Genomic DNA, 22,832 nt, shown 5'->3' on the forward strand with positions numbered 1-22,832 from the left:
TTTAGAACGGAGGCTTTCTGCATGCTCTTTTCCAAGGCCGACCTGCGCCGGCTCATCATCCCGCTCGTGCTGGAACAGTTTTTGGCCGTCACCATCGGCATGGCGGATACCGTCATGGTCGCGACGGCAGGCGACGCCGCCGTCGCCGCTATTTCCGCAGTCGATACCATCAACATCCTGCTGATCAACATCTTTTCCGCGCTCGCGACGGGCGGCGCGGTCGTAGCCTCCCAGTATCTGGGCATGCGTGAGCGCAAAAAGGCCTGCGATGCCGCCAAGCAGCTGCTATACGTGGCCCTGCTCACCTCGCTTTTCATCTCCGCGATTTCTCTGCTTTGCCGCCGGCCGATTCTGAACTTTGTGTTCGGCCACGTGGAAAGGAGCGTCATGGAAAATGCGCAGACCTACTTCTTCCTGTCGCTGCTCTCCTATCCCTTTCTGGCGGTCTACAACGCCTGCGCGGCGCTCTATCGTTCGATGGGCAATTCGCGCATCTCGCTTTTCACCTCGGCGCTGATGAACGTCATCAACATCACCGGCAATGCGATCACCATCTACGGTTTCGGCTTGGGCGTCATGGGTGCCGGCCTCGCTTCGCTGCTCTCGCGGGCGGTGGGCGCCGTCGTGATGCTCTGGCTCATTCAAAATCACCACAACACCATCTTCATCCACCGCCCGGCGCGCTTCACCTTCGACCGCCACATGGTTCGTTCCATCCTCTCCATCGGTGTGCCCAACGGACTGGAAAACGGCATGTTCCAGATCGGCAAGGTGCTCGTCTCCAGCCTGATCGCCTCCTTCGGCACCGCCGCTCTCACAGCAAATGCCATGGCGAACACCGTTGCCTCCATGCAGGTCATTCCCGGCTCCGCGATGGGTCTGGCGATGATCACGGTCGTCGGTCAATGCGTGGGCGCGGGCGACAACGAACAGGCCGCGCACTACACCCGCCTGCTCATGCGCGTCACCTATGCCGCCATGGGCGCGCTCAGCGTCGCCGTGATGCTGCTCTCCCCGCTCATCATTCGCCTGTTCTCGCTTTCGCAGGAGGCATCCGACATCGCGCTGTTCCTGATGCTCCTGCACGGCGTGTGCTGCATCTTCATTTGGCCCGCCTCCTTTGCGCTGCCTAACGCGCTGCGCGCGGCGGGCAATGCAAAGTTCACGATGTACGTCTCCGTCGCATCGATGTGGACCTGCCGCATCGCCATGAGCTACCTGCTCGGCCGCGCCTTCGGGCTCGGGGTCAAGGGCGTGTGGATCGCAATGATTCTCGACTGGTGCGTGCGCGCCGCATTCTTCGTCACGCGCTTTCGCGGCGGCAAATGGAAGCAGCATCCCGCTGTGTCGTGAGAGCGGAAAACCTCCGCTTTTTGCAAGAGAGACGAACGCCCCCGACCGGTTCCACCTATACAAGCAGCAGGCGTGTTTTGCCGTTCCCGACAAAGCATGCCTGCTGTTTTGGCTCCTTCTTCGAAATTTTAAACCGCAGTGACGCGCGAAAACGCTTTACTGCACCGCCTCGTATTCTACCCGCGAAAGGGCGTGCTGCTCGATCCACATTCCGCCTTGCCCAGCGTTCAGCCACGAGCCCACGTCCCCGGCGTTCAGCAGCACCGGCATTCTATCGTGGATGAATCGCACGTCGGGCGATGCCGCACGCGTCAGAATGACAAAAGCGGGCAGACGCGCGTCCTCCTCATATCGGTAAAGACCTGCCATGTAACAAAGCGACCCTTCCGCCGTACGAATAGCGTATTTTTGCTTTCCCTGCCTGTGTCCTTCCCACTCAAAGTAATTCTGCGCCGGAACGACGCACCGGCGCTCCCGCATCGCCTTTGAGAACATCGGCTTTTCCTCCGCTGTCTCGCTGCGGGCATTGATGATGACGCCGCTGCCCTTAAAGGACTTAAAGCCCCATTTCATTAAAAAGGCGCCCGTCCCGCCGCCGCGTCCGGGTGAAAGCACCGGCACGACGTTCGTGGGAAATATTTCTCCGGAGCGCATCAGGGCGCGTTCCGGGGTATTCTGGTAACGCCGGTTGATTTCCGCGACGATTCTGTGCATCTCCTCCACGTCGTCCTCAGAGATCATGTTAAACCGTCCGCACATGGCCCTGCCCCCTCATCGTTCTGCCTCGATAAACCCGCTGTCTCCGTCGTGGTATAAGTGTACCACATCCGCCCCCGCCCTGCAAATGTAGCGGCTCCCTCCCGCCGGCCTTCAGCAAAGCTGTAAGCCGTACGTCCAGGATGCGGCCGATGCCATACACAAGGGCCAACCTCGCCCTCAAACGAGAAGCGCGCGAGCACCTCCACGTATATTTTGAACCGTCCTTCCCTTCTGCGCGTCTCATTCAAGGGGCATTGACGGAAACCGTATGCGCCTTTGGTGGAACGCGGTCTGCGGTAATCCCATAAAATAAAACTGGCCGCTGATCCTGCGGCCGCAGACTCTTTGAAGAAGGCAGATGATTTTTTTGACGAATATAAATTCGGGAGCCGTCTCCGCCGACCGCATGCCGCAATGCCCCGCGCTTGCGATGGCCTACGTTCCCATTCAGTCCCTGGATACCATCTACCCGTCCGAGCTGGCCCTGAAGAGGGGCACGCTGTATCCCGAGCTCGACAAGCCGTTTTGCGGCAAAATGGTGATGGGAGGTGCCCAGTATGCCTGAAACCTGCAACGATTACGCGCTTCCCTTCGCCACCTGGGAGGTTCGTCTCTATTTAGATACCCATCCCAGCGACGCAAGAGCGCTCGCGCTCTATCAGCAGCTCTGTGCGCAGAGCCAGGGGATGCAAAACTACGCCTGCCTGCCGGACGGCAACTGCTCCTCCTCACGCTGGGCCTGGATCGACAACCCCTGGCCCTGGGAACCTGAAGCAAATCAGCCGATTCGGGGGGTGTGACCATGTGGATTTATGAAAAAAAGCTCCAGTATCCCGTCCGCATCGCGCGGACGAATCCCCGCCTGGCACAGGCGATCATCAGCCAGTACGGCGGACCCGACGGCGAGTTAAGCGCCTCGCTGCGCTATCTCAGTCAGCGCTATTCCATGCCTTACGCCAAGGCCAAGGGCACGCTGACCGATATCGGTACGGAAGAACTTGCGCATCTGGAAATTGTCGGCAGCATTATCTACCAGCTCACCCGTGACCTTTCGCCGGAGGAGGTGCTCGCCAAGGGCTTTGAAACCTATCTGGTGGACCACACCACAGGCGTGTATCCGCAGGCCGCTTCCGGCGCGCCCTACACGGCCGCCTATATTCAGGTGAAGGGCGATCCCATCACCGACCTGCACGAGGATATGGCTGCGGAGATGAAGGCGAAGACCACGTATGACAACATCCTGCGCATCAGCGACGACCCGGATGTGAACGACGCCATCCGCTTCCTGCGTCAGCGCGAGATCGTGCACTACCAGCGTTTCGGCGAGCTGTTAAGGGACGTCCAGGAACACCTCGATTCCGACAACTTCTTCGCCATCAACCCGTCCTTTGACAAATAATTTCACCCCATATGGACGAAGAACGACCGCGAAAACGCGGCCGTTCTTCGTCTATCCTTTTTTCGTCTCCGGTTACGCCGGGTACGCCATTCTCTCCGGCGTCCACCCTTCCAGCACGCGCGCATAGGCGGCGGCCTCGCGCCGCGCATCCTCCAGGTCATGTTCCCGATAGTTTCCGCATTCGCGCGGCCTTGCGCCGGGTATTTCTCCCTCAAACCGCGCAATAAAATCGCACGCTTCGCGCGTGAGCGCAATGGCGTTTTCCCTTGAAAGCCCTTCGCGCGTCAGGAAATAAAATCCCGTACGGCAGCCCATGGGGCCGAAGTAGACGACCTGATCCCCAAAGCGGCTGTTCCGCACGTAGGTGGCGAACAGGTGCTCAAACGTGTGCAGCGCGCCGTTGGAAACGTAATCCCCCTGGTTCGGGCGCTTAAAGCGCAGGTCGTACGTGACCACGTCGCCGTCCACGCGCGAGACGTACATGCCCGGCGTCAAGATGTCGTGATCGATTTGAAAGCTCGCGATCGTCTCCATATGTTCTTCCTCCCTCCGGCGCGTTACCTCGCCGTGTCCATCAGCTTTTCATACGTTCTCGCGTCCAGATGCGCGCGAAGCGTGCGTGCAGCGTCCTCAAACTGGTTTTCATAGTCGCCGAAGCTTTCCGTCTTCAGGGCGTAAAACCCGACGTCCAGATACAGCCCGATCGCCCTATGGCTCCACGGCTGCGTGTGCAGGTAGACGGGCATCTCGCCCAGGCGCTCGAAAAGGCGCATCGTCTCGTCTACCAACGCGCGGCCGATTCCCCTGCCCTGCGAACCGGGCTCGACCGCCAGCCAGTGCAGCGAAGCGACGTCCTCCAAGCCCTTCGGATCGCGCCAGGCGGTGCAGGTGCCGACCACGCTCCCCTCGCCGTTTACGGCAAACAGGCAGCGGCGTGAAAGCGCCTCCAGATCGTACCGTCCGAGAAAATACGCTTCCACCTGTGCCTGCACCTTGTCCGGAAAGTCCCCGACCGCCCGTTCGACGCGCGCCCAATTCGGCGCGTCCCCTGGTTCATAAAAGCGAATGCGATGGTCGTACGGCAGCGTCCATTTTTCCGTTGCCACCTCGTCGCAGCGCATGAGCAGGTTGTAATACGGTATCGTCCGATCCAGCATGCGCCCGCCTCCTTTTTTCTTACATGAGCGTTCCACTCGGTACCGCCGCGCCCGACGCCTCCCGTCAATACTCGATCCCCTGGCGCGCCGCGATCCCGCGCGCGTATGGATGGCGCTCGCAGACCATATGCGTGATGTAATCGGCCTGCTGCATGACCGGCTCCAGCGCCGCATGCCCCGTCAGCACGACCTCCATCGCAGGCGGCTTGCCTTTGAGGAACGCGACGAGCGCCTCCTGGGAAAAGACGCCTGCGCTCACGGCGGAAAGCGCCTCGTCCAGCACGAGCAGCTCGCAGCCGCTCTCCGCCGCCCGCCGAAAGTTCTCCGCGTGGATGCGTGCCGTCTCTTCGCGCTCCGCGTCGTTCATCTGAAAGATAAACTTGTCGTTCGCCTGCCCGCGCAGCACCTTCGCGCCGAGTTTTTCGAGCATCGCCACCTCGCTGGACGGCCGATTTTTGAGAAATTGCAGCACCGTCACGCGCATACCCGCGCCCAGTGCGCGCATCGCCAATCCCATGGCCGCCGTGGTCTTGCCCTTGCCGTCTCCGTAGTAGACGTGTATCAATCCCTGCATGCGCCCTCACGCTTTCTGCCTTCTAACGGCTGATCCATGTCCCACAGTTCCCGCGCGTCCGTCTGCACGACGCGTACCTCGTCCCGGTGCGCCCGCGCGACGCGCTTTCCGCCCGCGTCGCCCGTGAGCGCCATAAGCTCCGGCAGATAGCGCGCCGCGAAGACCACGGGGTTTCCCATCGTCTCTCCGCTTCCGAGGCAGGCGATCGTGCAGCCGCCGCGCGCGTATGCCGCGAGCAGACGCTCTACGCTTTCCCCGCGCAGCCAGGGCTGGTCGCCCACCATGAAGAGGTACGCGTCCATCCCCGTGCAGGCCTCCAGCCCAAGGCGCACAGAGTGGGAGATGCCCGCCTCCGGCTGGCCGTTCATCACCGGCTGCACGCCCATGCGACGCGCCGCTTCGGCCCGCGCCTGCGTCGAAACGACCGCCACGCGCCGCTGTGCGTCCACGTCACGGATGATTTCGAGCGCACGCTCCAGCAGCGTCTTTCCCTCGATGGATTCCGCCAGCTTGTCCCCGCCGTAACGCAGGCTTCTGCCCGCCGCCAGCAGCACGACGCCCAGCTTCATTTCCGCCGCATCCCTTCGAGCACCTTTTCCGGCGTAATGGGCAGTTCGGTCACCCGTACGCCCACCGCGTTGTAGACGGCGTCCGCGATCGCGGGCGCGGGGGTGTTGATGACGATTTCACCGATGGACTTCGCACCGAAGGGGCCCGTCGGCTCGTAGCTTGGCGCGAACTCCACGCGGATGCGTCCCACGTCCAGGCGCGTCGGAATTTTATATTGCAGGAAAGAATTGCTCGCCATCCTCCCCTTACCCGTCATCTGTACATCCTCAAAGAGCGCCATGCCGATGCCCTGCGCGATGCCGCCCTCTGTCTGCACGCGCGCGAGGTTCGGATTTACCACCGTGCCGCAGTCCACCACCGCCGCGTAGTCCACCATCTCAACCTTGCCCGTTTCAGGGTCCACGTCGACCTCCGCGACGCCCGCCATAAAGGGCGGCGGCGAAACGGGCGAACCGTGCGAGCTGCTCGCAAAAATCTCCTCCGCGCCCGCGGCGAGAGAACGGTTAGCGACGTCGCGCAGGGAGATTTCCCGCCCGCTCGCCGCGTGCAGCACGCGGCGGCCGTCGAACTCCGCCTCCGCCTGCGGAACCTCCAGCATCCGCGCGCCCGCGGCCTCGATCTGCGAGCGCAGCTGCTCGCAGGCCTTGACCACCGCCATGCCGGTCACATAGGTGGTGCTGGACGCATAGGAGCCCGTGTCATAGGGCGACTGGTCGGTGTCCACGCCCGTCACGGTGACGTCGGATACCTCGCAACACAGGCAGTCCGCAGCCATCTGCGCGAGGATCGTATCGCAGCCCGTGCCCATGTCGGTCGCGCCGACGGCCATATTGTAGATGCCGTCGTCGCCCACGCGGATGGAGACCGCGGCCGTATCCACGCCTGATATGCCCGAGCCCTGCATCGCCAGCGCCAGACCGACCGCGCGGATATGCCCGTTTTCGAGCACGCGGCGCGGATACTTCTCCGCCCAGCCGGTCATCTCCTTCGCGCGCGCGAGGCAGCGATCCAGCGCGCAGCTCTGCGCTGTCTCGCCGTAATAGGCGGGCATCACGTCGCCCTCGTGCACCATGTTGCGCTCGCGCAGCGCCGCCGGATCCATGTGCAGCCTGTGCGCGAGCTCGTTTACCGCCGATTCCATCGCGAAGAGCCCTTGCGTCGCGCCATAGCCACGGTACGCGCCGGAGGACATCGTGTTCGTATACACCACGTCGTAACTGAAGCGAAACGCCCTTGCGCCGGAATAGAGCGGCAGCGACTTGTGCCCGGAAAGGCCCACCGTCGTCGGGCCGTGCTCGCCGTACGCGCCGGTGTTGGACAGCGTGTGCATGTCCATCGCGCGGATCGTGCCGTCCGCATCCGCGCCCAGTCGCACGCGGATCGTCATCGGGTGGCGCGGCGAGGAATAGGTCAGGCTCTCCTCGCGCGTAAAGACGATCTTCGCAGGCCGCCCCGTCTTCATCGTCACCAGCGCGGGATAAATTTCGCACACCGCCGTCTGTTTCGCGCCAAAGCCGCCGCCGATGCGCGGCTTGAGCACGCGAATCTCGCTCTTTCGCATTTCCAGGGCGTTGGCCAGAATGCGGCGCACATGGAAGGGGACCTGCGTGGAACTGACGACGTTCAGCCGCCCATACGCGTCCAGATAAGTGTAGGCGCGGAAGGTCTCCATCATGCACTGCTGGTTCGCCTGCGTGCGGTAGGTGCGCTCCACCACCACGTCGCAGGCCTCAAGCTCCGCGTCCACGTCGCCCTGCTGCGTCACATCGTGCGCGCAGAGGTTGCGCCTGTTATCCGCACCGACGTCGCAAAGCGCCTTCCAGTCCGCCTCCGGGTGCACGAGCACCGGGTTGTCCAGGGCTTGTTCTGCGTCGAGCACCGCGGGCAGCACCGCGTACTTCACCCGGATCCGCCTGAGCGCCGCCTCCGCCGCGCGCGCGTCCTCCGCCGCGACGAGGGCCACCGGGTCGCCCACGCAGCGCAGGTGCTTGTCGAGGATCAGCCGGTCGTAGGGGCTGGGCTCGGGGTAAGTCTGCCCCGCAAGGGTGAAGCGGCTTTGCGGCGCGTCCCGATAGGTCAGCGCGCAGACGACCCCCGGCGTCTTCAGCGCGCCGGAAACGTCGATCTCCTCGATCATGGCGTTCGCGTGCGGACTGTGCAAAATCTTCACGCACAGGCAGTCTGCGGGCGCGATGTCGTCCGTATACACGGGTCTGCCGGAAAGCAGCGCCGCGGCGTCCTTCTTGGGAATGCCCTGTCCTACGCTTTTCATCGCGCCGCCTCCTTTAGTTCCAGATACCGCGCGATCGCCCTCCGCTGGCTCATGTAGCCCGTGCAGCGGCAAAGGTTGCCCGCCAGGAAGCGATCCACCTCGTCCGGCGTCGGGCGCTCAAGCTCGCGCGCCATGGCCAGCACGTTCATGACGAGCCCCGGGCTGCAAAAGCCGCACTGCTCCGCCCCCTCGTCCGCCAGGCACCGGGCGAGCAGCTTTGCCTCCTCCTGCAGCCCCTCCAGCGTCACGACCTCGCTGCCCGCGCAGCGCGCAGCCAGCTGACTGCACGAAAGCACGGGCTTTCCGTTCAGATGCACGGTGCAAAGCCCGCAGTTCGTCGTCTCGCATCCGCACTTCACGCTCTTCATCCCCTGCGCGCGCAGGAATTCAAACAGCGTCGCGTCCGCCGGCACGTCCGCGCCGACGCGCCTGCCGTTCAGCGTCATCTCAATTCGCATAGCGCTTGCCCTCCATCGCATCCTGAACCGCGCGGCGCACGAGCACGTCCGCGATCTCACGCCGGTATTCCGCGCCTGCGCGCAGATTCGCACCAAAGGGCACGTCTTCCAGCAGCGCCCGCCGGCGCGCATCCGTCAGCTCCGCCTCGTCCGCGCACAGCAGCAGCGCCCGCCCGGGGCGCGCCCCCACGGCCACGCGGAGGCCCTTTTCCGTCCGCACTGCGGCCACGGCGAGCATCGGAATGTCCGTAGCGCTTCGCCGCATCGCGTGATACCCTATCCCCAGCGCGCCCTTCGGCACCGTCACCGAAAGCAGGAGATCCCGCGAAAAGGGCATCTGCTGAAACGCAGCCAACGAAACCTCGCCGCCCTTGTGCAGCCGCACCCGCGCGTCCATCGCGAGCAGCAGCGTCGATACATCTGAAAAGCCGAACCGCGCGAATACGCTGCCCCCCACGGTCGCGGTATTGCGAAACTGCACGCCCACGATGGGCGAAAGCGCGTGCGAAAACGCGCCGAAGTATTCATTTTGCAGCCGCGCGTCCGTTTCGAGCGTGCGCAGGGACGCCATCGCGCCCAGCTCAAACGCGTCCTCTTCTTCTTTTACGTAATCAAGGCCGAGCCCGGACAGGTCGATTACCGTCCCCACGGCCTTTTTCTGCATTCTGAGCCACATATTGCCCGCCATCACGACGTTTTGCCGCTTCTGGCACAGCGCCCACGCCGCTTCCGCCGTCTCCGGCCGGGCGTATTCCCTGATCGTCATGCACGTATCCTCCGCAAAATTCGACCTTTTTTCTCATTATAGAAAAGAAACCGGGGCCTGTCAATGCGCCGCGTTGACAGGCGGACGGCGAAATGGTATCCTTATCATGATTTTCACAAAAGCATTTTAGGAGGCTCGCATGCTCCTTTCATCCCTTCACATTCGCGGCGGCGACCTCGTATGCGCGGTCGGCGGCGGCGGCAAGACGTCGCTGCTTCACGCGCTGCGGCGCGCCGCGTGCGAACGCGGCATGACCGCCGTCATCACCACCACCACGCACATGGAGGTGCCGGGCGCGGACGTGCCGTTCTGCCCGGTCTTTGACCCCGACCGCCTTCGCGCGATACTAGCGGCCCACGGTTACTGCGTGCTCGGCCAGGCGGACGGCCGGAAGCTCTCCGCCGCGCCGGGCACGGACTTTGGGCAGCTTCGCGCGCTTACGGATCTGACGCTGTGCGAGGCCGACGGCGCGCACCGCCTCTTCTGCAAAGCGCCCGCCGCGCACGAACCCGTGCTCCCGCCGGAGGCCACGCTCGTCGTAGGCGTGATGGGCGTTCGCGCGCTGGGGCTTCCAATCGAGACGGGCTGTCACCGACCGCAGGTCGTCGCGGACGTACTGGGCGTACCGCTCGACGCCGCGCTCACCCCAGAGCACGCCGCACTGCTTCTTTGCAGTCCGCGCGGTCAACGAAAGGGCGTCGCCCCCGGCATGCGCTACGCCGCGCTCGTCAATCAGGCGGACACGCCGGAGCGGCTTTCCCGTGCGCTCGAGGTAGCGCGGGGATGCGCGCGACGAGGCGTGCGTGCGCTCGTCACCGCCTTTCATCAGGGGGACGCGCCGCTGTACGTCGTGCCCGATCGGCAGGCGCGCCCTTAACCCATTCTTGAGGAGGGATTGCATGCTCGTTCTCATCCGCGGCGCGGGCGACCTTGCGACCGGCGTCGCCGTGCGCCTCGTGCGCGCGGGCATGTCCGTCGTGCTGTGCGACATCGCGCAGCCTACAGCCATCCGGCGTACGGTCGCCTTCAGCGAGGCCATTCGCCTGGGAGAAACGGCGGTGGAGGGCATTGTCGCGCGCCGCGCCGGTGATCCGCAGGATGCGCTGTCGCTGCTCGCTTTGGGCGTCGTACCCGTACTGTGCGACGAGACGGCGCAGTGCGTCCCTGCGCTCACGCCCGATGTGCTGGTGGACGCGATCCTCGCCAAGCGAAACCTCGGCACCCACACCGGTATGGCCCCCATCGTCGTCGCCCTGGGGCCCGGATTCACTGCGGGCGTAGACGCTCACGCCGTCGTGGAGACGATGCGCGGCCATGACCTTGGGCGCGTCTATTACACGGGGAGCGCCCTGCCCAACACCGGCGTGCCCGGCGAAATCGGCGGACAGAGCAGGAAGCGTGTGCTGCGCGCCCCCGCGGACGGGCTCTTTCTCCCCCTGCAGAACATCGGCGACGAGGTCAGCCCCGGCGAAGTCGTCGCGACCGTCGGAGGCATTCCGATGCAGACCGAAATCGGCGGCGTGCTGCGCGGTATCCTGCCCGCAGGTCTCTGTGTCCCGCGGGGTTTCAAGTGCGCCGACGTCGATCCCCGCTGTCAACGCGCCCACTGTGATTCCATCTCCGACAAGGCGCGCGCGCTGGGCGGCGGCGTGCTCGAGGCCATTTTACACTTTCAAAACAGGAGGGATGCACGGTGAACGTCCTGCAGCAAGCGGCGCGCGCGGCGCTTAACGGGGAACGCGTCCTCCTCTTCACCCGCCTGCCGGACGGCCTTCACGCCGCCTGCATCGGCGGCGCGTGGATCGGCCACGCACCCTGCTTTGAAATCGCGGAAGCGTTAGGAAAGGACCTGCGCCTGCCCGCGACGGTCGAGACCCCGGACGGACGCGTCGTCGTCGAGTCCTTCTGCTCGATGCCCGACGCGATGCTCGTGGGTGCCGGGCACGTCGCCTCGGCGCTGTGCGCGGTGCTTTCCCGCGTGGGCTTCCGGGTGCGCGTCGCGGATCCGCGCGGCGACCTGCTCGCTCCGGAGCGCTTTCCCGGCGCGGAAGAGCTGCTTTTAACCGGCTACGTCGAGGCCGCCCGCAGCGAGCCTCCGAACGGATCGGACTTTTTCATCCTCACCCCCGGACACGACACCGACCTTTGCGCCTTGCGCGAGGCGCTCCGCCGCCCGCACGGCTACGTCGGCATGCTCGCCAGCCGGCGTAAGGCATCCTCCGTGCGCGAGACGCTGCGCGCCGAGGGCTTTTCGGAGGCCGAGCTGCGCGATGTTCACGCTCCCGTGGGCCTCGCCATCGGCGCCAGGACACCGGAAGAAATCGCCGTCAGCATCGCGGCGGAGGTCATCGCCTGGCACCGCGTGGAGCAGGGGCTCGACGAGACACAGCCGCTTTCACTCCTGTCCCAACTGTCGCAGGGAGAGGGCGAGGTGCTTCTCTCCGTCGCAGAGCGCCGTGGTTCCGCGCCGCGCGGCATCGGTGCGCGCCTGCTGCTGACGAAATCCGGGCAATCGCTCGGCACCGTAGGGGGCGGCATCGTCGAACGCCGCGCGTTGGAGGCTGCCGGTCTTACGCGCGTAGACGGCGCGCCCCGCGTCGTTCGCATCGCCACCGGCAGCGGTGAAATGGGCTGCGGCGGTGAGGTTTCCGTGCTGGTGGAACGGCTTTAAGACGGCCTTAAGGATGTGATACGGATGAAGGGTTACCGGCGTGCCCACCCGCAGTTTTCGCTCTGCGGGCTGAACTGCGCCCTGTGCGTCATGCATATCGGCGGCTACTGCCCCGGCTGCGGTGGCGGAGAGGGCAATCAGCCCTGCGCCATCATTCGCTGCGCACTTGCGCACGACGCCGTCGAATATTGCCGTCAGTGCAGCGATTACCCCTGCGCGCGCTACGAAGGCGCGCTGGAGTACGACCTCTTCATTCCTTCCGGCAACAGACGGCGGGATTTAGAGCGCGCGGAGCGCATGGGGCTCGAAGCCTATCTCGCCGAACTCGCGGAAAAGGCGGACATTCTCCTAAATTTGCTTCGCGACTACAACGACGGACGGCGCAAGACGCTCTACTGCGCAGCGGCCAATCTGCTGAGCCTTGACGGCCTGCGGACGGTCATGGCTCAGCTTTCGCAGGGCGTGAACGAAAACAGGCCGCTCAAGGACAAAGCCACGCAGGCCGCCGCGCTGCTACAGACAGCCGCAGACGCGGAGGGCGTCTCGCTAAAGCTCAAAAAGAAGCCCAAGACCCAATAAATGAAAAAACCGGAGCGCGGAAATTCATGTTCCGTTCTCCGGATTTTTTCGTCATTTTTTCTGCCAATCGTTGCGTTTCAGCTCGTAATCGACGGCGGATTGCCACCTGCCGAGCTGATCCTTGAAGGCGTTTACGCGCACGCCTACCCGCTGAAAGCCCAGCTTTTCGTAGACGTGCTGTGCCCTCACGTTTTGCAGGTTCGTATCCAGCACGATCCGCTCGTATCCGTACGTTTTAAAGAGGGCGCCGATGAACAGCGTCAGCAGCCGCGTGCCCAATCCTCTGTTCTGTGCGCTCGCCTCGCAGATCTTGATGCCGATCTCCGCCGTCCCTTCGTCCGTTCGCCGGTAATTCATTTCGCCGACCGGCGCGCCGCGAAACACGATGATGCAGCGGCGATGGTGATCGTCGTCCTGCGCTAGCTGCGCGCGCACCGCTTCTTCCGACGTGCCCAATCCGCGCGGAAAACCCGCATGCGCCATGACCGTGCCGTCGTTCCACCAAGCGCACAGCTGCGGCGCGTCCGCTTCCCGCGCATTCCGAACGATAAGCTCCCCATCCTCTATGTCCATGCTTCCTCCTTTATGACCTCACTTATGCGCCTCGTAAAAGGCCTTGAGCTCCGCCTTGACCTCCTGAGGCAGCGCTGCCTTCTTCACGCCCCGAACGGCGCCCTCCATCGCGTACAGCCGGTGAATACACGCTGAATCGTCAATCGCCTTGATGCGAAGCCAGGCGACCTTTGCCCCCACCTCGCGCAGCTTTTCCGGCGTGTCGACGCCGACCTGCACGAGCTGCTCCTCCACAACCTTCCCAATGTTCAGCAGCTTTGACAGCTCTCCCATTCTGACGCCCTCCTCTCGTTTTTTTCATCATACAACGCTTCGCGCGGCTGCGCAACTCGCATGCCCTCAAAATATCCGAACGTTTTTATTTTCAATCGGCATAATATGCGTAATTCCAATTGACAAAACGCGAGAAATGTCGTATTTTATCCAGGAACGACGTCCGCGTTCCCAAAACTGGGCCGATGCGGACGAACAAAGAAGGAGCGGAAACTCACATGATGAAAAAAATCGCTTGCCTGCTCGCGCTCGTGCTGTGCGCGGCCCTGCTCGCCTCCGCCGCGCTCGCGGAGGGTACCGTTAAGATGGCGATCGTTTACTCCAACACCATCGACGATCAGGGCTGGTGCCAGTCCATGGACTCTGGCGTAAAGGCGGCCGCCGAAGCCCTGAAGGAACAGGGAACGACGCTTGAATACACGCCCGTCGAGAGCATCCTGCCCGCCGACGGCCCCGCGACGGTGCGCCAGCTCGTCGGCCAAGGCTATGACCTCATCGTCTGCCACGGCGCACAGTTCAAGAACGCCGTGACCGACGTCGCCGAGGAATATGAGGACGTCGCCTTCGCCTACGGCACCTCCGGCGAAATCGAGGGCGACAATATTTTCACCTATATGCCCCAGTCCGAGGAGACCGGCTATCTGAACGGCCTGGTTGCAGGCATGAGCACCCAGTCGAACAAGGTAGGCCTCGTCGGCCCCGTGGACGGCGGCGATGCCTATCGCTACATCCGCGGCTTCAAGCTCGGCGTGCAGGCCGTCAACCCCGACGCACAGCTCCTCATCGCCTTCACCAACAGCTTTGACGACACCGTCGGCGCGGGCGAGCTCGCCGCTTCCTTCATCGACGCGGGCGCGGACGTGCTGGCCGGCGCCTCTCAGCAGGCGCTGGGTGCTCTGCGCGTGGTCGCCGAGCATAAGGACGAGAACATCTGGTGGGTCGCGCAGGAATTCGGCCAGATGGAAGGCGCCGAGGGCTTCAAGACCATCTCCGCCGCCGCGTACGACTATTCCGCGGTCATCCTGACGCTCGTGGAGCGCATGCAGTCCGGCGTGCTGGGCGGCGAGTGCATCCCGCTCAACTACAACAACGCGGGCTTCCGTTATCAGTTCAACGAGGAAAACCCGATGGCGACCGACGAAGTAAAGACGGCCGTCGAGGCCGCCCTCGCCGAGCTGACCGCGCAGGCGGGCAGCGCCGCCGTCGCGAACTTCGCAGACGTGGCCGTGCAATAAACCGGCCCCGTAACGAAAGAAACATCTGATTGGGGAAGAGCTTTCGCTCTTCCCCTATTCGCGGGTCAGGGGCGGTTCGCCCCGTCCGATTCAACGGGAGGTTGCGCTATGCTCTCATCCGCACAGCCCATCGTCAGCCTGCGCGTCGAACACATTACCAAGCGTTTTCCCGGCCTCGTCGCGCTGAGCGACGTATCGCTCAGCGTCGGCAAGGGCGAAGTGCTCGCGCTCGTCGGTGAAAACGGCGCGGGAAAGACGACGCTGATGAACATCCTCATGGGCCTATATACCCCTGACGAAGGCAAAATCTACATCAACGACCGCGAGGTCTCCTTCCGCTCTCCCAACGACGCGTTCGCCTGCGGCATCGGCATGGTGCACCAACAGTACATGCTCGTGCCCAGCCTCACCGTCACGGAGAACGTGGCGCTCGGCATGAAGCAGCTGCAAACCGGCGAGGAGAGCGCGATTCATCGCCTGCTCGGGCACGTGAACGTGCGCACATCCGAGGTGCGTTCGCGCATCCTCGAGGTATCCGAGCGCTATGGGCTGGCCGTCGACCCCGACGCCTATGTGTGGCAGCTCTCCGTCGGCGAGCAGCAGCGCGTGGAGCTGGTGAAGACGCTGTGCTTCGGCGCGCGCTTCCTCATCTTGGACGAGCCGACGAGCGCCCTCACCCCCCAGGAGACGGACGAGCTCATCGCGCTGCTCTCGCGCATGTCCAAGGAGCTGTCGATCATCTTCATCAGCCACAAGCTGCAGGAGGTCAAGAGCCTCTCCAGCAAGGTCGCCATCCTGCGCGGCGGCAAGGTCGTCTTCACGGGCAACACGAAGGACCATTCCTCCGGCGACATCGCCGCGCTCATGACCGGCCACGAGGTCTTCCTGCCGGTCAACAAGGCCGCGTCCACCCCCGGAGCGGTGATGCTAGAGGTCCGGGATCTCTGCGTGCGCGGCGACCGGGGCAACCTTGCCCTAGATCACCTTTCGCTCAGCGTGCGCGCGGGCGAAATCGTGGGGCTTGCGGGTGTTTCGGGCAACGGCCAGCGCGAACTGGCCGAGGCGCTGACAGGCCTTCGCGCGGTCGAAAGCGGCGAAATCCGCTTTGACGGGGAAAACATCACGGGCAAGACGCCCCAGCAGATCATCGAGCGGGGAGTCGGCTACGTGCCGGAGGAGCGGAACGTCGAAGGTATCGTCCCCGGCATGTCCATACGCGAAAACCTCATCTTAAAGGACGCGGCCAAGCCGCCGTTCAGCCGCTGCCGTTTTATGCGCTTCGGCGTGGTAGAGCGGAGTGCCGAAAAGCTGCGCGAGCGCTTCGACATCCGCTGCTCCAGCGTCGGCGTCGCCGCGGGCTCGCTTTCCGGCGGCAATATTCAAAAGGTTATCCTCGCGCGCGAAATCTCCCGCGACCCGAAATTCCTGATCGCCGTCTACCCCATCCGCGGGCTCGACATGGGCGCGGCGGAGTTCATTCATCACCAACTGCTCGCGCTGCGCGAGCGCGGCGTCGGCATTCTGCTCATTTCGGAAGAGCTCGAGGAGATCATGAACCTTTCGGACCGCATCGCGGTCATCTTCAAGGGCCAGGTGCAGCGTATGCTGGGCCGCGACGAGGCCACGCAGCGCAAGCTCGGCATTCTGATGGCGGGAGTGAAAGAAAATGAAGCATTTTAAGCTCTACTACAAGCTCGCGATCATCGCGTTGGCGACGATCGCGACGTTCGCCGTCAGCGCCCTCATCCTCACCGTGCTCGGCGCGAACGTGCTGGATACGTTCTACGTCATCTTCGTCTACCCGCTCACGAACCTCATCAACTTCAGCGAGGTCATCAACCGCATGACGCCGCTGTGCATCGTCGCGCTGGGCATCTGCGTCGCCTACCGCAGCGGCATCATCAACATCGGCGGCGAGGGGCAGATGACGGTCGGCCTGCTGCTCACCATCGTCGTGATCCTCTTTACCGACCTGCCGCGCCCGGTCATCGTGCCTCTGGCGCTGCTGTGCGGCATCGCGGGCGGCGCGCTGTGGGGCTTCGTGCCCGGCGCGCTCAAGGCGAAGTTCGGCGTCAGCGAGCTGCTTTCCACCGTCATGCTCAATTACATCGCCGCGCAGATTTACGCCTACTGCCTGCGCGTGCCGCTGCTCGACCCTACGGTCGTAGGCGGCGCGGGCGACCCGCAGACGATGAAGCTGGCGAAGACCGCATGGCTGAGCAAGCTGAACGGCTGGATCCCGCGCACCTCCATGCACACGGGTATTTTCATCGCGCTGGGACTCGCGGTGCTGATCTACCTGTTCATGTGGCGCACGTCGTTCGGCTATAAGATGCGTGCTGCGGGCTCCTCCGAGCGGGCGGCCCGCTACGGCGGCATCAACGTCTCCAAGTACCTCGTGCTCGCCATGCTCATTTCCGGCGGCTGCGCAGGGCTTGCCGGGGCGATCGAGGTCATGGGTGTGCACCATCGCGGCGTCATGTCCATTACCGGCGGCTACGGCTTCTCCGGCATCGTGGTGGCGCTCTTTGGCGGCCTGCACCCGGCGGGCATCATCCCCGCCGCATTTCTGTTCGGCCTCCTGCAGTACGGCGCGAGCGCCCTTCAGATCATGGGCATTCCCGTCCCCTCCAACATGGTGGACGTGCTGCAGGGCATCGTGATCCTCGTCATCGTAGCCACCAAGATGATCCTGCAAAACCCCTATCTGATGGACCGCGCGCGCAGGCGCGTCGAATCGATGCTTTGCAGAAAGGCAGGTGCGTAAGATGGACTTTGTCGTCAGCTTCATCACCCTGGGCATTCCCTTCTCCACCGCCCTGCTGCTCGCCGCGCTGGGTGAAACCGTAAATCAGCGCGCCGGTATCTTCAACCTCGGCTGTGAGGGCATCATGGCGATGGGCGCCTTCGTCGGCATGCTCGTGCCCTTCGCCATAGGCGGCTCTGCGGAGCTGCCGCTCTACGTCAATCTGCTCGGCCTTGCGGCCGCCGCGGCGACGGGCGCGCTGCTGGGCCTGCTCTTCGGCGTCGTCGTCATCACATTCGGCGCGCCGCAGGGCATCGCGGGCATCGGCATGCAGCTGTTCGGCACCGGCCTTGCGGGCACGCTCTTTCGCCACTTCGTCGGCGGCTCGCGCGGCATTTCGGGCATCAAGGACGCCGCCATTCCCCTTCTCAGCGACATTCCCGTGCTGGGCAAGATGTTCTTTCGCTGCAATCCGCTCGTCTACTTCGCCTTTCTGATGGTGCCCGTCACGCATTACATTCTCTACAAGACCCCCTGGGGGCTGCGCATCCGCGCCTGCGGCACCTCCCCGCGCGCGGCGGATTCCATCGGCATCGGCGTCTCCCGCACGCGCTTTGAGGCGCTGGCCTTCGGCGGGGCGATGGCGGGGCTCGCGGGCGCGTACCTCTCCGTCTGCCAGGCGAAGATGTTCACCGATACCCTGATCTCCGGCCGTGGCTTCATCGCCGTCGCGCTGGTCTACTTCGGCCATTGGCAGCCGGTGCGCGTCATGCTGGGCGCGCTGCTCTTCTCGCTCGCGCAGAGCCTGCAAATCGCGGTGCAGACCTATGGGCTGGCGAGCTTCCCCTACGAATTTCTCGTCATGCTCCCCTACGCGCTGGTCATCGTGGTGCTCATCTTCGTGCGCAAAAGCGCGCAGCTCGGGCCCGCGATGCTGGGCAAACCCTTCAACCGCGAAATGCGCACCTGATGAAAGTTCATACAAATACGCCACGCCGGGTTTGGCTGCCCGGCGTGGCGTATTCATGTTTTCATCCCGTTTCTTTGTTTACAAGACGCAGTCCGTCTCTTCGAGCAGCTTTTTCACGTCCAGCAGGCTCTTTTCTACCCGGTCGCAGTAGGGCGCCAGCGCGTCGCCGTAGGGAATCACGTCCGGCACCATGACGACCCTTGCGCCGGAAGCGCGTCCCGCCCTGATTCCGTTTACCGAGTCCTCCAGCACGAGGCAATCCGCGATGTCCTCGCCCGCGTACGCAGCAGCGCGCAGAAAAATCTCTGGATCGGGCTTAGAGCGCGATACCATGTCGCCCGTCACATAACCGTCAAACAGGCCTTCCAGTCCTGCGCACGAAAGCCTCTTCAGCACGCGCTGCTTATCCGTAGAAGATGCAACGACGCAGGGCATCCGGCGTGCGCGCAAAAACGCGAGCAGCTCCCGCGCGCCCGGCATGGCCCTTACCTCGCCGCGCTCGACAGCGCTCTCCATGTGCCGCATGAACAGCGCTTGAAAGGCGTCCATGTCCATACTGGGAAACGCGGCCTGATACTTTGCGCGGCTCTGGGCGCTCGTAATGCCCAGCATTTCCCGCGCGAGCTCCTCCGTCACCGGAAAGCCCATCTCCCTCCCCGCCTGTATCGACACGTAAATGCCCAGCCTCTCGCTGTCCACCAGCAGGCCGTCCATGTCGAAGAGCACCGCTTTGATCTTCTTCATCCGTCATCTCTCCTTACAGCTCAATACGCATGCCGTCGTAAGCGAAACGTATGCCCGGATAAGACGCCTCCAGCGCCCGGTAGTCGTCGTAGGACTTACCCCAGTCCTCTTCCAGATGCGTCATGACGACGTCGGGAATCTGAAGCCGCTCCTTGAGGCACACGATTTCCTCCAGCGTGAACAGCTCCTGCCTGAGCGGATTCTCCGCGCCGAGCACGAACCCGTCCTTCAGCACGTCGCCGATGACCGTGTTTCCGACGACGAGGCAGTCCGCTCCTTCAAAGAGCGGCGAGCTCGGGAACGGCTTTACGTCGCACGGGGCGTAAACGAGCCTGCGCCCCGCCTGTTCAAAGACAAAAACCGTCACTCGCCCCGTTTCGTCCACCGGCACAAGCGTCGCCCGCACACCGTCCATCTGCACCTGCGTGCAGGCGTTCAACCGCGCGAGTCCCTTTTGCTCGTAATATGCAAGCATCGAGCCATAACAGGTAGCCTGTGCGCGCAGGTCGTCCACCACCCGCGGCAGAGCTACGACCTCAATGGGTTCCTTCATCCTGCTGCCGGTCGATTCCGCGAGCCAGTCCAGCCGGAGCTGCTCCAGCACGCGCATGCCCATCGTATGATCAGGATCGGCGTGGCTGTAGAGGATGCGGTTCACAGCCCGCACGCCGCCGCGATTCAGCGCTGCACATACGTCCTCCGGCGTATCCACGATTGCCTGAGCGTCCTCGATGTAAAGGCAGCATCCGCAGCGCGCATAGGGCGGCCCCAGCCGCCTTGCCTGTTCGCAGACAGGGCAGGTACACAGCGGTCTGGGCGTGCTCACGCAGCCGCCTGAACCCAGTATCGTAAAGTTCATGCTGTTCTCCTCCCATTCGCACGTCAGCGGAAGACCGCCTGAACCAGCAGCATGTACAGCAGCGTCCCGCCGCCGATGCTCAGCAGCGTGTTCCGCTTGAGGACGTGCAGCAGCACGATCGCCGCGATGGCGATGCCTTCCGGCAGGCCAAAAGGATAGGCTGTTACATTGACGCTCCGCAGGCAATAGACCACCAGCAATCCGATCACCGCGTAGGGCAGCGATTGGCTGAGTCCGCTCAGCCACGCGGGCCGCCTGCGCCCCTCCGGGAATAGCCAGACGGGCAGAAAGCGCGTCAGAATCGTCGCCGCCGCGATCACGCCCACAGTCAGCGCCTGTTCCATTCCGTTCATCATTCCGCCTCCTTCCCATTCGCCTGTAGCCCCTTCTGCCGAGCCTGCACGACCAGCAGCACCGTGAGAATCGCGCCCATCGCGGGCAGCATGAAGCGCTCCGCCCCCACAAGCACGAGGCAGGCGAGCGAGCAGAGGACGCCCGCAACCGCCGCGCCTCGTCCGGCTTTCTCGCGCCACTGGTTCAGGAAGATGACGACGAACAGCGCCGTCAGCACGAAGTCGATGCCCGCGGTGTTCAGTGTGAGCACCGCGCCGAGCAGACTGCCCGTCACGCTGGCAAAAAACCAGTAGAAGTAATCCATCACCGCGATGGAGACCATGAAGCACGTCCTGTCCACGCCCTCCGGCGGCTCCGCGCTGCACAGCAGCGAAAAGGTCTCGTCGCTGAGCATGAAGACGATGACGTTTCGCCACTTGCCAGTGCCCTGCAGCCTGTCCAGCATCGACACGCCATAGAACAGGTGACGGGCATTCACCATCAGCGTCAGCAGGAACGTCCCGATGGGATCAAAGCCCACCGCAAACAGCGATACCGCCAGATATTGCATGGAGCCCGCATAGACGATCAGGCTCATCGCCGCCGTCAGCAGCAGCCCGTGACCTTGTGCGCGCATGAGGATGCCGTAGGCGATGCCCAGAAAGGCAAAGCCGGTCAGCACAGGAATCGTATGCGGAAATGCGGCGCGCGCCGCAGCCTTCCATTCGCTTTCGTGTCTCATACTCTCTTCCTTTCTACCGGCGCGCGGTACAAGGGTGTATAGCGCAGCACACCGTCTACCCGCACGCTCTCAAAAAGCGTCAGCGCTGCGATTTCCGTCTCGCAGGCCTCGGGGATCAGTCCTGCCAGCGTCCACTCATCAATCCGCACGTTTCGCCCCAGCGTGATGTGCGGCACAAAAGGAGTGGGATCAAAAGGAACGCCGTCTTCGCGCAGCGCTTCACGCACGCACTGCGCCGTTTTCAGCAGCCCCGGCTCCTCCCGCACGCCGCAGTACAGGATGGCCTTGTCTGCCCGCCGGAAGAAGCCCGCTGCCGAAAGCGCGCACCACGGGGCAGCCCCGGCGGACGCCCGCGCGGCCGCCTCCAGCGCCCGCATAGCCCGATCGCGCACCGCTTCATCCGTCTCCCCGATGTAGGCGATCGTCACGTGGTAATTCCGTGGCTCCACGTATTTTCCCGGCATGCTCTTTCGTGCGCATCGAGCCATGCATTCCGCCGCCGCTCGCTGACGCTCCGTCAGTTCGATTCCAACAAATATCCTCATTCTTCAACCTCAAGCTTCAAAAAGCGCTTCCGGCAGGTACAGGTTTTCCCGCTTTACCCGTTCCCAGGAAAATGTTGCCGCAAGCTCGCGCGCATCGGTAGGCCCCGGCGTGTCCCGCAGGCCCGTCAGCCAAGCCAGCTTACCCAGAATTTCCTCCGCGCTGTACCGCGCGCGCAGCGCCCCCATGTCCAAATCGCGCTCGCGCTTGGAGAGCCGCCGCCCGTCCGGCGCGAGCAGCAGGGGCACGTGATAAAACACCGGCGGCTCCGCGCCCAGCAGACGGTAGATGTAAAGCTGGCGCGGCGTCGAATCAAGCAGATCACGCCCACGCACCACCTGCGTGACGCCCATCAGTATGTCGTCCACGACGACGGCGAGCTGATAGGCAAACGCTCCGTCTGAGCGGCGCACGATAAAGTCGCCGCACTCCGTCCTCAGATTCTGCGCGCAGGAACCGCAAAGGCCGTCCACAAATCGAATCTCCTCCTCGGGCACACGCAGGCGAATCGCAGGCTTTCGGTCGGCGGAAAGCCGTGCGCGCTCCACTTCTCCGATTTCCCGGCAGCGTCCGCTGTAGACGAACCGCCCTTCGCCCGCATGCGGCGCCTGTGTTACCGCGTGCAGCTCCGCGCGCGTGCAATAGCAGGGATACAGAAGTCCCTGCCGCGAAAGCTGGTCCAAGGCCGCCTCATAAATTCGCGTGCGCCGGCTTTGCAGGTAAGGGCCGTGCGCGCCGCCTACGCCCTCTCCCTCGTCCCAATCGAGGCCCAGGAAACGCAGGTCCTCCTCGATTTGCGCCGCATATTCGGGCCGGCTTCGCTCCGGATCGAGGTCCTCGATGCGCAGCACCATCCGCCCCCCGCCGGATTTCGCGCCAAGCCAGGCCAGCAGCGCGCTCATCACGTTGCCAAGGTGCATCCGCCCGCTCGGGCTGGGCGCAAAACGCCCCACGGTCGTGCTGCGCATAACTCAATCTCCTCATCCATGATGGTCCATATGCCGCACCTGGGCACAAAGGCATAGGTTGGTTAAATGAAAAAATCCGTGTGGAAATTATCCACACGGAAGCTGGTGCGCCATCAGGGACTCGAACCCGGGACACCCTGATTAAGAGTCAGGTGCTCTACCAACTGAGCTAATGGCGCATAAAGAAGGGGCGGGCATTCCCACACCCTGTTGGAGCGGGTGATGGGAATCGAACCCACGTAGCCAGCTTGGAAGGCTGGAACTCTACCATTGAGCTACACCCGCAAA

The 22,832-nt window shown here is 63.6% G+C and carries 28 protein-coding genes and 2 tRNA genes; 12 read left to right on the forward strand and 18 right to left on the reverse strand.

All coding sequences use genetic code 11. The features are described 5' to 3' along the window. The first annotated feature begins 21 nt into the window (after nt 1-21). The gene (locus C1725_RS12100) at nt 22-1,353 is read left to right on the forward strand and encodes an MATE family efflux transporter (RefSeq protein ID WP_102411855.1); all 1,332 of its coding nucleotides are present in this window, start codon (nt 22-24) and stop codon (nt 1,351-1,353) included. Between the two features lie 156 nt (nt 1,354-1,509). Here the strand turns inward: C1725_RS12100 and C1725_RS12105 are convergent, their stop codons facing one another. Next, nucleotides 1,510-2,112 (reverse strand): SOS response-associated peptidase family protein, encoded by a 603-nt coding sequence (locus C1725_RS12105; protein ID WP_102411856.1) that lies wholly within the window; start codon nt 2,110-2,112, stop codon nt 1,510-1,512. A gap of 367 nt (nt 2,113-2,479) precedes the next feature. Here C1725_RS12105 and C1725_RS12110 point away from each other — a divergent pair, with 367 nt between their 5' ends. The 3 genes from C1725_RS12110 to C1725_RS12120 are packed head-to-tail and all read left to right on the forward strand — an operon-like array spanning nt 2,480 to nt 3,511. Beyond that, nucleotides 2,480-2,677, forward strand: a complete 198-nt coding sequence (locus tag C1725_RS12110) for a spore coat associated protein CotJA (protein ID WP_346026623.1) — start codon at nt 2,480-2,482, stop codon at nt 2,675-2,677. Then, entirely contained in the window at nt 2,670-2,912 is a 243-nt protein-coding gene (locus C1725_RS12115; protein ID WP_102411857.1) for a spore coat protein CotJB, read from the forward strand. The genes C1725_RS12110 and C1725_RS12115 overlap by 8 nt, the downstream gene beginning before the upstream one ends. 2 nt (nt 2,913-2,914) lie before the next feature. Further along, complete coding sequence (locus C1725_RS12120) at nt 2,915-3,511, forward strand: manganese catalase family protein (protein WP_102411858.1); 597 nt, start codon at nt 2,915-2,917, stop codon at nt 3,509-3,511. Between the two features lie 72 nt (nt 3,512-3,583). On the opposite strand, the gene C1725_RS12125 is transcribed toward C1725_RS12120, so the two are convergent. The 7 genes from C1725_RS12125 to C1725_RS12155 all read right to left on the reverse strand — a co-directional run bounded on the left by C1725_RS12125 (nt 3,584) and on the right by C1725_RS12155 (nt 9,308). Next, complete coding sequence (locus C1725_RS12125) at nt 3,584-4,045, reverse strand: S-ribosylhomocysteine lyase (RefSeq protein ID WP_102411859.1); 462 nt, start codon at nt 4,043-4,045, stop codon at nt 3,584-3,586. A gap of 23 nt (nt 4,046-4,068) precedes the next feature. Beyond that, nucleotides 4,069-4,668: a GNAT family N-acetyltransferase gene (locus C1725_RS12130; protein ID WP_346026624.1), complete on the reverse strand. Its 600-nt coding sequence runs from the start codon at nt 4,666-4,668 to the stop codon at nt 4,069-4,071. Nucleotides 4,669-4,732: 64 nt separating this feature from the next. Then, complete coding sequence (locus C1725_RS12135; protein WP_346026625.1) at nt 4,733-5,242, reverse strand: cob(I)yrinic acid a,c-diamide adenosyltransferase; 510 nt, start codon at nt 5,240-5,242, stop codon at nt 4,733-4,735. Next, the gene (locus C1725_RS12140; RefSeq protein ID WP_102411861.1) at nt 5,230-5,811 is read right to left on the reverse strand and encodes an NTP transferase domain-containing protein; all 582 of its coding nucleotides are present in this window, start codon (nt 5,809-5,811) and stop codon (nt 5,230-5,232) included. Before C1725_RS12140 ends, C1725_RS12135 begins: the two co-directional genes overlap by 13 nt. Continuing rightward, nucleotides 5,808-8,084 carry a molybdopterin cofactor-binding domain-containing protein gene (locus C1725_RS12145; RefSeq protein ID WP_102411862.1) on the reverse strand — a complete coding sequence of 759 codons (2,277 nt, stop codon included), beginning with the start codon at nt 8,082-8,084 and terminating at the stop codon, nt 5,808-5,810. Before C1725_RS12145 ends, C1725_RS12140 begins: the two co-directional genes overlap by 4 nt. Next, nucleotides 8,081-8,542: a 2Fe-2S iron-sulfur cluster-binding protein gene (locus C1725_RS12150; protein ID WP_102411863.1), complete on the reverse strand. Its 462-nt coding sequence runs from the start codon at nt 8,540-8,542 to the stop codon at nt 8,081-8,083. Before C1725_RS12150 ends, C1725_RS12145 begins: the two co-directional genes overlap by 4 nt. Further along, nucleotides 8,532-9,308, reverse strand: coding sequence for an FAD binding domain-containing protein (locus C1725_RS12155; RefSeq protein WP_102411864.1), 777 nt, complete (start codon nt 9,306-9,308; stop codon nt 8,532-8,534). Before C1725_RS12155 ends, C1725_RS12150 begins: the two co-directional genes overlap by 11 nt. 139 nt (nt 9,309-9,447) lie before the next feature. On the opposite strand from C1725_RS12155, the gene yqeC reads away from it, so the two are divergent. Genes yqeC through C1725_RS12175 form a run of 4 tightly spaced genes read left to right on the forward strand, consistent with a single transcriptional unit; the run spans nt 9,448 to nt 12,558 of the window. After that, a complete protein-coding gene (gene yqeC / locus C1725_RS12160) occupies nt 9,448-10,185 on the forward strand; it encodes a selenium cofactor biosynthesis protein YqeC (protein WP_102411865.1) in 738 nt (245 codons plus the stop codon). Between the two features lie 22 nt (nt 10,186-10,207). Continuing rightward, complete coding sequence (gene yqeB, locus C1725_RS12165) at nt 10,208-11,005, forward strand: selenium-dependent molybdenum cofactor biosynthesis protein YqeB (protein WP_102411866.1); 798 nt, start codon at nt 10,208-10,210, stop codon at nt 11,003-11,005. Continuing rightward, on the forward strand, nt 11,002-11,979 hold the full coding sequence (locus C1725_RS12170; RefSeq protein WP_102411867.1) for an XdhC family protein: 978 nt from the start codon (nt 11,002-11,004) through the stop codon (nt 11,977-11,979). Before yqeB ends, C1725_RS12170 begins: the two co-directional genes overlap by 4 nt. A gap of 24 nt (nt 11,980-12,003) precedes the next feature. After that, on the forward strand, nt 12,004-12,558 hold the full coding sequence (locus tag C1725_RS12175) for a DUF3795 domain-containing protein (RefSeq protein ID WP_102411868.1): 555 nt from the start codon (nt 12,004-12,006) through the stop codon (nt 12,556-12,558). A 51-nt stretch (nt 12,559-12,609) separates the two neighbouring features. Here C1725_RS12175 and C1725_RS12180 read toward each other — a convergent pair whose 3' ends face one another. Together C1725_RS12180 and C1725_RS12185 are read right to left on the reverse strand one after the other, a co-directional pair. Beyond that, nucleotides 12,610-13,131, reverse strand: coding sequence for a GNAT family N-acetyltransferase (locus C1725_RS12180; protein ID WP_102411869.1), 522 nt, complete (start codon nt 13,129-13,131; stop codon nt 12,610-12,612). A gap of 18 nt (nt 13,132-13,149) precedes the next feature. Next, on the reverse strand, nt 13,150-13,404 hold the full coding sequence (locus C1725_RS12185; protein ID WP_102411870.1) for a TfoX/Sxy family DNA transformation protein: 255 nt from the start codon (nt 13,402-13,404) through the stop codon (nt 13,150-13,152). 218 nt (nt 13,405-13,622) lie between these two features. Between C1725_RS12185 and C1725_RS12190 the strand changes: the two genes are divergently transcribed. The 4 genes from C1725_RS12190 to C1725_RS12205 all read left to right on the forward strand — a co-directional run bounded on the left by C1725_RS12190 (nt 13,623) and on the right by C1725_RS12205 (nt 18,355). Next, complete coding sequence (locus C1725_RS12190) at nt 13,623-14,639, forward strand: BMP family lipoprotein (RefSeq protein WP_346026626.1); 1,017 nt, start codon at nt 13,623-13,625, stop codon at nt 14,637-14,639. Nucleotides 14,640-14,747: 108 nt separating this feature from the next. Further along, nucleotides 14,748-16,319 (forward strand): ATP-binding cassette domain-containing protein, encoded by a 1,572-nt coding sequence (locus C1725_RS12195; RefSeq protein ID WP_102411871.1) that lies wholly within the window; start codon nt 14,748-14,750, stop codon nt 16,317-16,319. Then, the gene (locus tag C1725_RS12200; RefSeq protein WP_102411872.1) at nt 16,306-17,406 is read left to right on the forward strand and encodes an ABC transporter permease subunit; all 1,101 of its coding nucleotides are present in this window, start codon (nt 16,306-16,308) and stop codon (nt 17,404-17,406) included. Before C1725_RS12195 ends, C1725_RS12200 begins: the two co-directional genes overlap by 14 nt. A 1-nt stretch (nt 17,407) precedes the next feature. Then, nucleotides 17,408-18,355, forward strand: a complete 948-nt coding sequence (locus C1725_RS12205; RefSeq protein WP_102411873.1) for an ABC transporter permease subunit — start codon at nt 17,408-17,410, stop codon at nt 18,353-18,355. Between the two features lie 78 nt (nt 18,356-18,433). Here the strand turns inward: C1725_RS12205 and C1725_RS12210 are convergent, their stop codons facing one another. The 8 genes from C1725_RS12210 to C1725_RS12245 form a co-directional block, all read right to left on the reverse strand. Then, entirely contained in the window at nt 18,434-19,099 is a 666-nt protein-coding gene (locus tag C1725_RS12210) for an HAD-IA family hydrolase (RefSeq protein ID WP_102411874.1), read from the reverse strand. A 13-nt stretch (nt 19,100-19,112) separates the two neighbouring features. After that, entirely contained in the window at nt 19,113-19,958 is an 846-nt protein-coding gene (locus C1725_RS12215; protein WP_102411875.1) for an MBL fold metallo-hydrolase, read from the reverse strand. A 23-nt stretch (nt 19,959-19,981) separates the two neighbouring features. Beyond that, nucleotides 19,982-20,311, reverse strand: a complete 330-nt coding sequence (locus C1725_RS12220) for a branched-chain amino acid transporter permease (protein ID WP_346026627.1) — start codon at nt 20,309-20,311, stop codon at nt 19,982-19,984. Further along, nucleotides 20,311-21,033 carry an AzlC family ABC transporter permease gene (locus tag C1725_RS12225; RefSeq protein WP_102411877.1) on the reverse strand — a complete coding sequence of 241 codons (723 nt, stop codon included), beginning with the start codon at nt 21,031-21,033 and terminating at the stop codon, nt 20,311-20,313. Before C1725_RS12225 ends, C1725_RS12220 begins: the two co-directional genes overlap by 1 nt. Next, nucleotides 21,030-21,578: an RNA 2',3'-cyclic phosphodiesterase gene (gene thpR, locus C1725_RS12230; RefSeq protein ID WP_102411878.1), complete on the reverse strand. Its 549-nt coding sequence runs from the start codon at nt 21,576-21,578 to the stop codon at nt 21,030-21,032. The genes C1725_RS12225 and thpR overlap by 4 nt, the downstream gene beginning before the upstream one ends. Before the next feature lie 9 nt (nt 21,579-21,587). Then, entirely contained in the window at nt 21,588-22,544 is a 957-nt protein-coding gene (gene gluQRS, locus C1725_RS12235) for a tRNA glutamyl-Q(34) synthetase GluQRS (protein WP_102411879.1), read from the reverse strand. A 103-nt stretch (nt 22,545-22,647) separates the two neighbouring features. Further along, a tRNA-Lys gene (locus C1725_RS12240) sits at nt 22,648-22,723 on the reverse strand. A 32-nt stretch (nt 22,724-22,755) separates the two neighbouring features. Next, nucleotides 22,756-22,829, reverse strand: a tRNA-Gly gene (locus tag C1725_RS12245). Nucleotides 22,830-22,832 lie beyond the last annotated feature (3 nt).

The sequence above is a fragment of the Beduinella massiliensis genome, assembly GCF_900199405.1.
GTDB classification, from domain to species: Bacteria; Bacillota; Clostridia; order Christensenellales; family Aristaeellaceae; genus Beduinella; species Beduinella massiliensis.

Coding starts and splice junctions, on each gene's coding strand:
- C1725_RS12100 (WP_102411855.1), top strand. CDS start 22: ATGCTCTTTTCCAAGGCCGACCTGCGCCGGCTCATCATCCCGCTCGTG.
- C1725_RS12115 (WP_102411857.1), top strand. CDS start 2,670: ATGCCTGAAACCTGCAACGATTACGCGCTTCCCTTCGCCACCTGGGAG.
- C1725_RS12220 (WP_346026627.1), bottom strand. CDS start 20,311: ATGAACGGAATGGAACAGGCGCTGACTGTGGGCGTGATCGCGGCGGCG.
- C1725_RS12225 (WP_102411877.1), bottom strand. CDS start 21,033: ATGAGACACGAAAGCGAATGGAAGGCTGCGGCGCGCGCCGCATTTCCG.
- C1725_RS12180 (WP_102411869.1), bottom strand. CDS start 13,131: ATGGACATAGAGGATGGGGAGCTTATCGTTCGGAATGCGCGGGAAGCG.
- C1725_RS12145 (WP_102411862.1), bottom strand. CDS start 8,084: ATGAAAAGCGTAGGACAGGGCATTCCCAAGAAGGACGCCGCGGCGCTG.
- C1725_RS12205 (WP_102411873.1), top strand. CDS start 17,408: ATGGACTTTGTCGTCAGCTTCATCACCCTGGGCATTCCCTTCTCCACC.
- C1725_RS12185 (WP_102411870.1), bottom strand. CDS start 13,404: ATGGGAGAGCTGTCAAAGCTGCTGAACATTGGGAAGGTTGTGGAGGAG.
- C1725_RS12175 (WP_102411868.1), top strand. CDS start 12,004: ATGAAGGGTTACCGGCGTGCCCACCCGCAGTTTTCGCTCTGCGGGCTG.
- C1725_RS12105 (WP_102411856.1), bottom strand. CDS start 2,112: ATGTGCGGACGGTTTAACATGATCTCTGAGGACGACGTGGAGGAGATG.
- C1725_RS12125 (WP_102411859.1), bottom strand. CDS start 4,045: ATGGAGACGATCGCGAGCTTTCAAATCGATCACGACATCTTGACGCCG.
- C1725_RS12120 (WP_102411858.1), top strand. CDS start 2,915: ATGTGGATTTATGAAAAAAAGCTCCAGTATCCCGTCCGCATCGCGCGG.
- C1725_RS12215 (WP_102411875.1), bottom strand. CDS start 19,958: ATGAACTTTACGATACTGGGTTCAGGCGGCTGCGTGAGCACGCCCAGA.
- gluQRS (WP_102411879.1), bottom strand. CDS start 22,544: ATGCGCAGCACGACCGTGGGGCGTTTTGCGCCCAGCCCGAGCGGGCGG.
- C1725_RS12135 (WP_346026625.1), bottom strand. CDS start 5,242: ATGCAGGGATTGATACACGTCTACTACGGAGACGGCAAGGGCAAGACC.
- yqeC (WP_102411865.1), top strand. CDS start 9,448: ATGCTCCTTTCATCCCTTCACATTCGCGGCGGCGACCTCGTATGCGCG.
- C1725_RS12190 (WP_346026626.1), top strand. CDS start 13,623: ATGATGAAAAAAATCGCTTGCCTGCTCGCGCTCGTGCTGTGCGCGGCC.
- C1725_RS12155 (WP_102411864.1), bottom strand. CDS start 9,308: ATGACGATCAGGGAATACGCCCGGCCGGAGACGGCGGAAGCGGCGTGG.
- C1725_RS12130 (WP_346026624.1), bottom strand. CDS start 4,668: ATGCTGGATCGGACGATACCGTATTACAACCTGCTCATGCGCTGCGAC.
- C1725_RS12210 (WP_102411874.1), bottom strand. CDS start 19,099: ATGAAGAAGATCAAAGCGGTGCTCTTCGACATGGACGGCCTGCTGGTG.
- thpR (WP_102411878.1), bottom strand. CDS start 21,578: ATGAGGATATTTGTTGGAATCGAACTGACGGAGCGTCAGCGAGCGGCG.
- yqeB (WP_102411866.1), top strand. CDS start 10,208: ATGCTCGTTCTCATCCGCGGCGCGGGCGACCTTGCGACCGGCGTCGCC.
- C1725_RS12140 (WP_102411861.1), bottom strand. CDS start 5,811: ATGAAGCTGGGCGTCGTGCTGCTGGCGGCGGGCAGAAGCCTGCGTTAC.
- C1725_RS12200 (WP_102411872.1), top strand. CDS start 16,306: ATGAAGCATTTTAAGCTCTACTACAAGCTCGCGATCATCGCGTTGGCG.
- C1725_RS12195 (WP_102411871.1), top strand. CDS start 14,748: ATGCTCTCATCCGCACAGCCCATCGTCAGCCTGCGCGTCGAACACATT.
- C1725_RS12150 (WP_102411863.1), bottom strand. CDS start 8,542: ATGCGAATTGAGATGACGCTGAACGGCAGGCGCGTCGGCGCGGACGTG.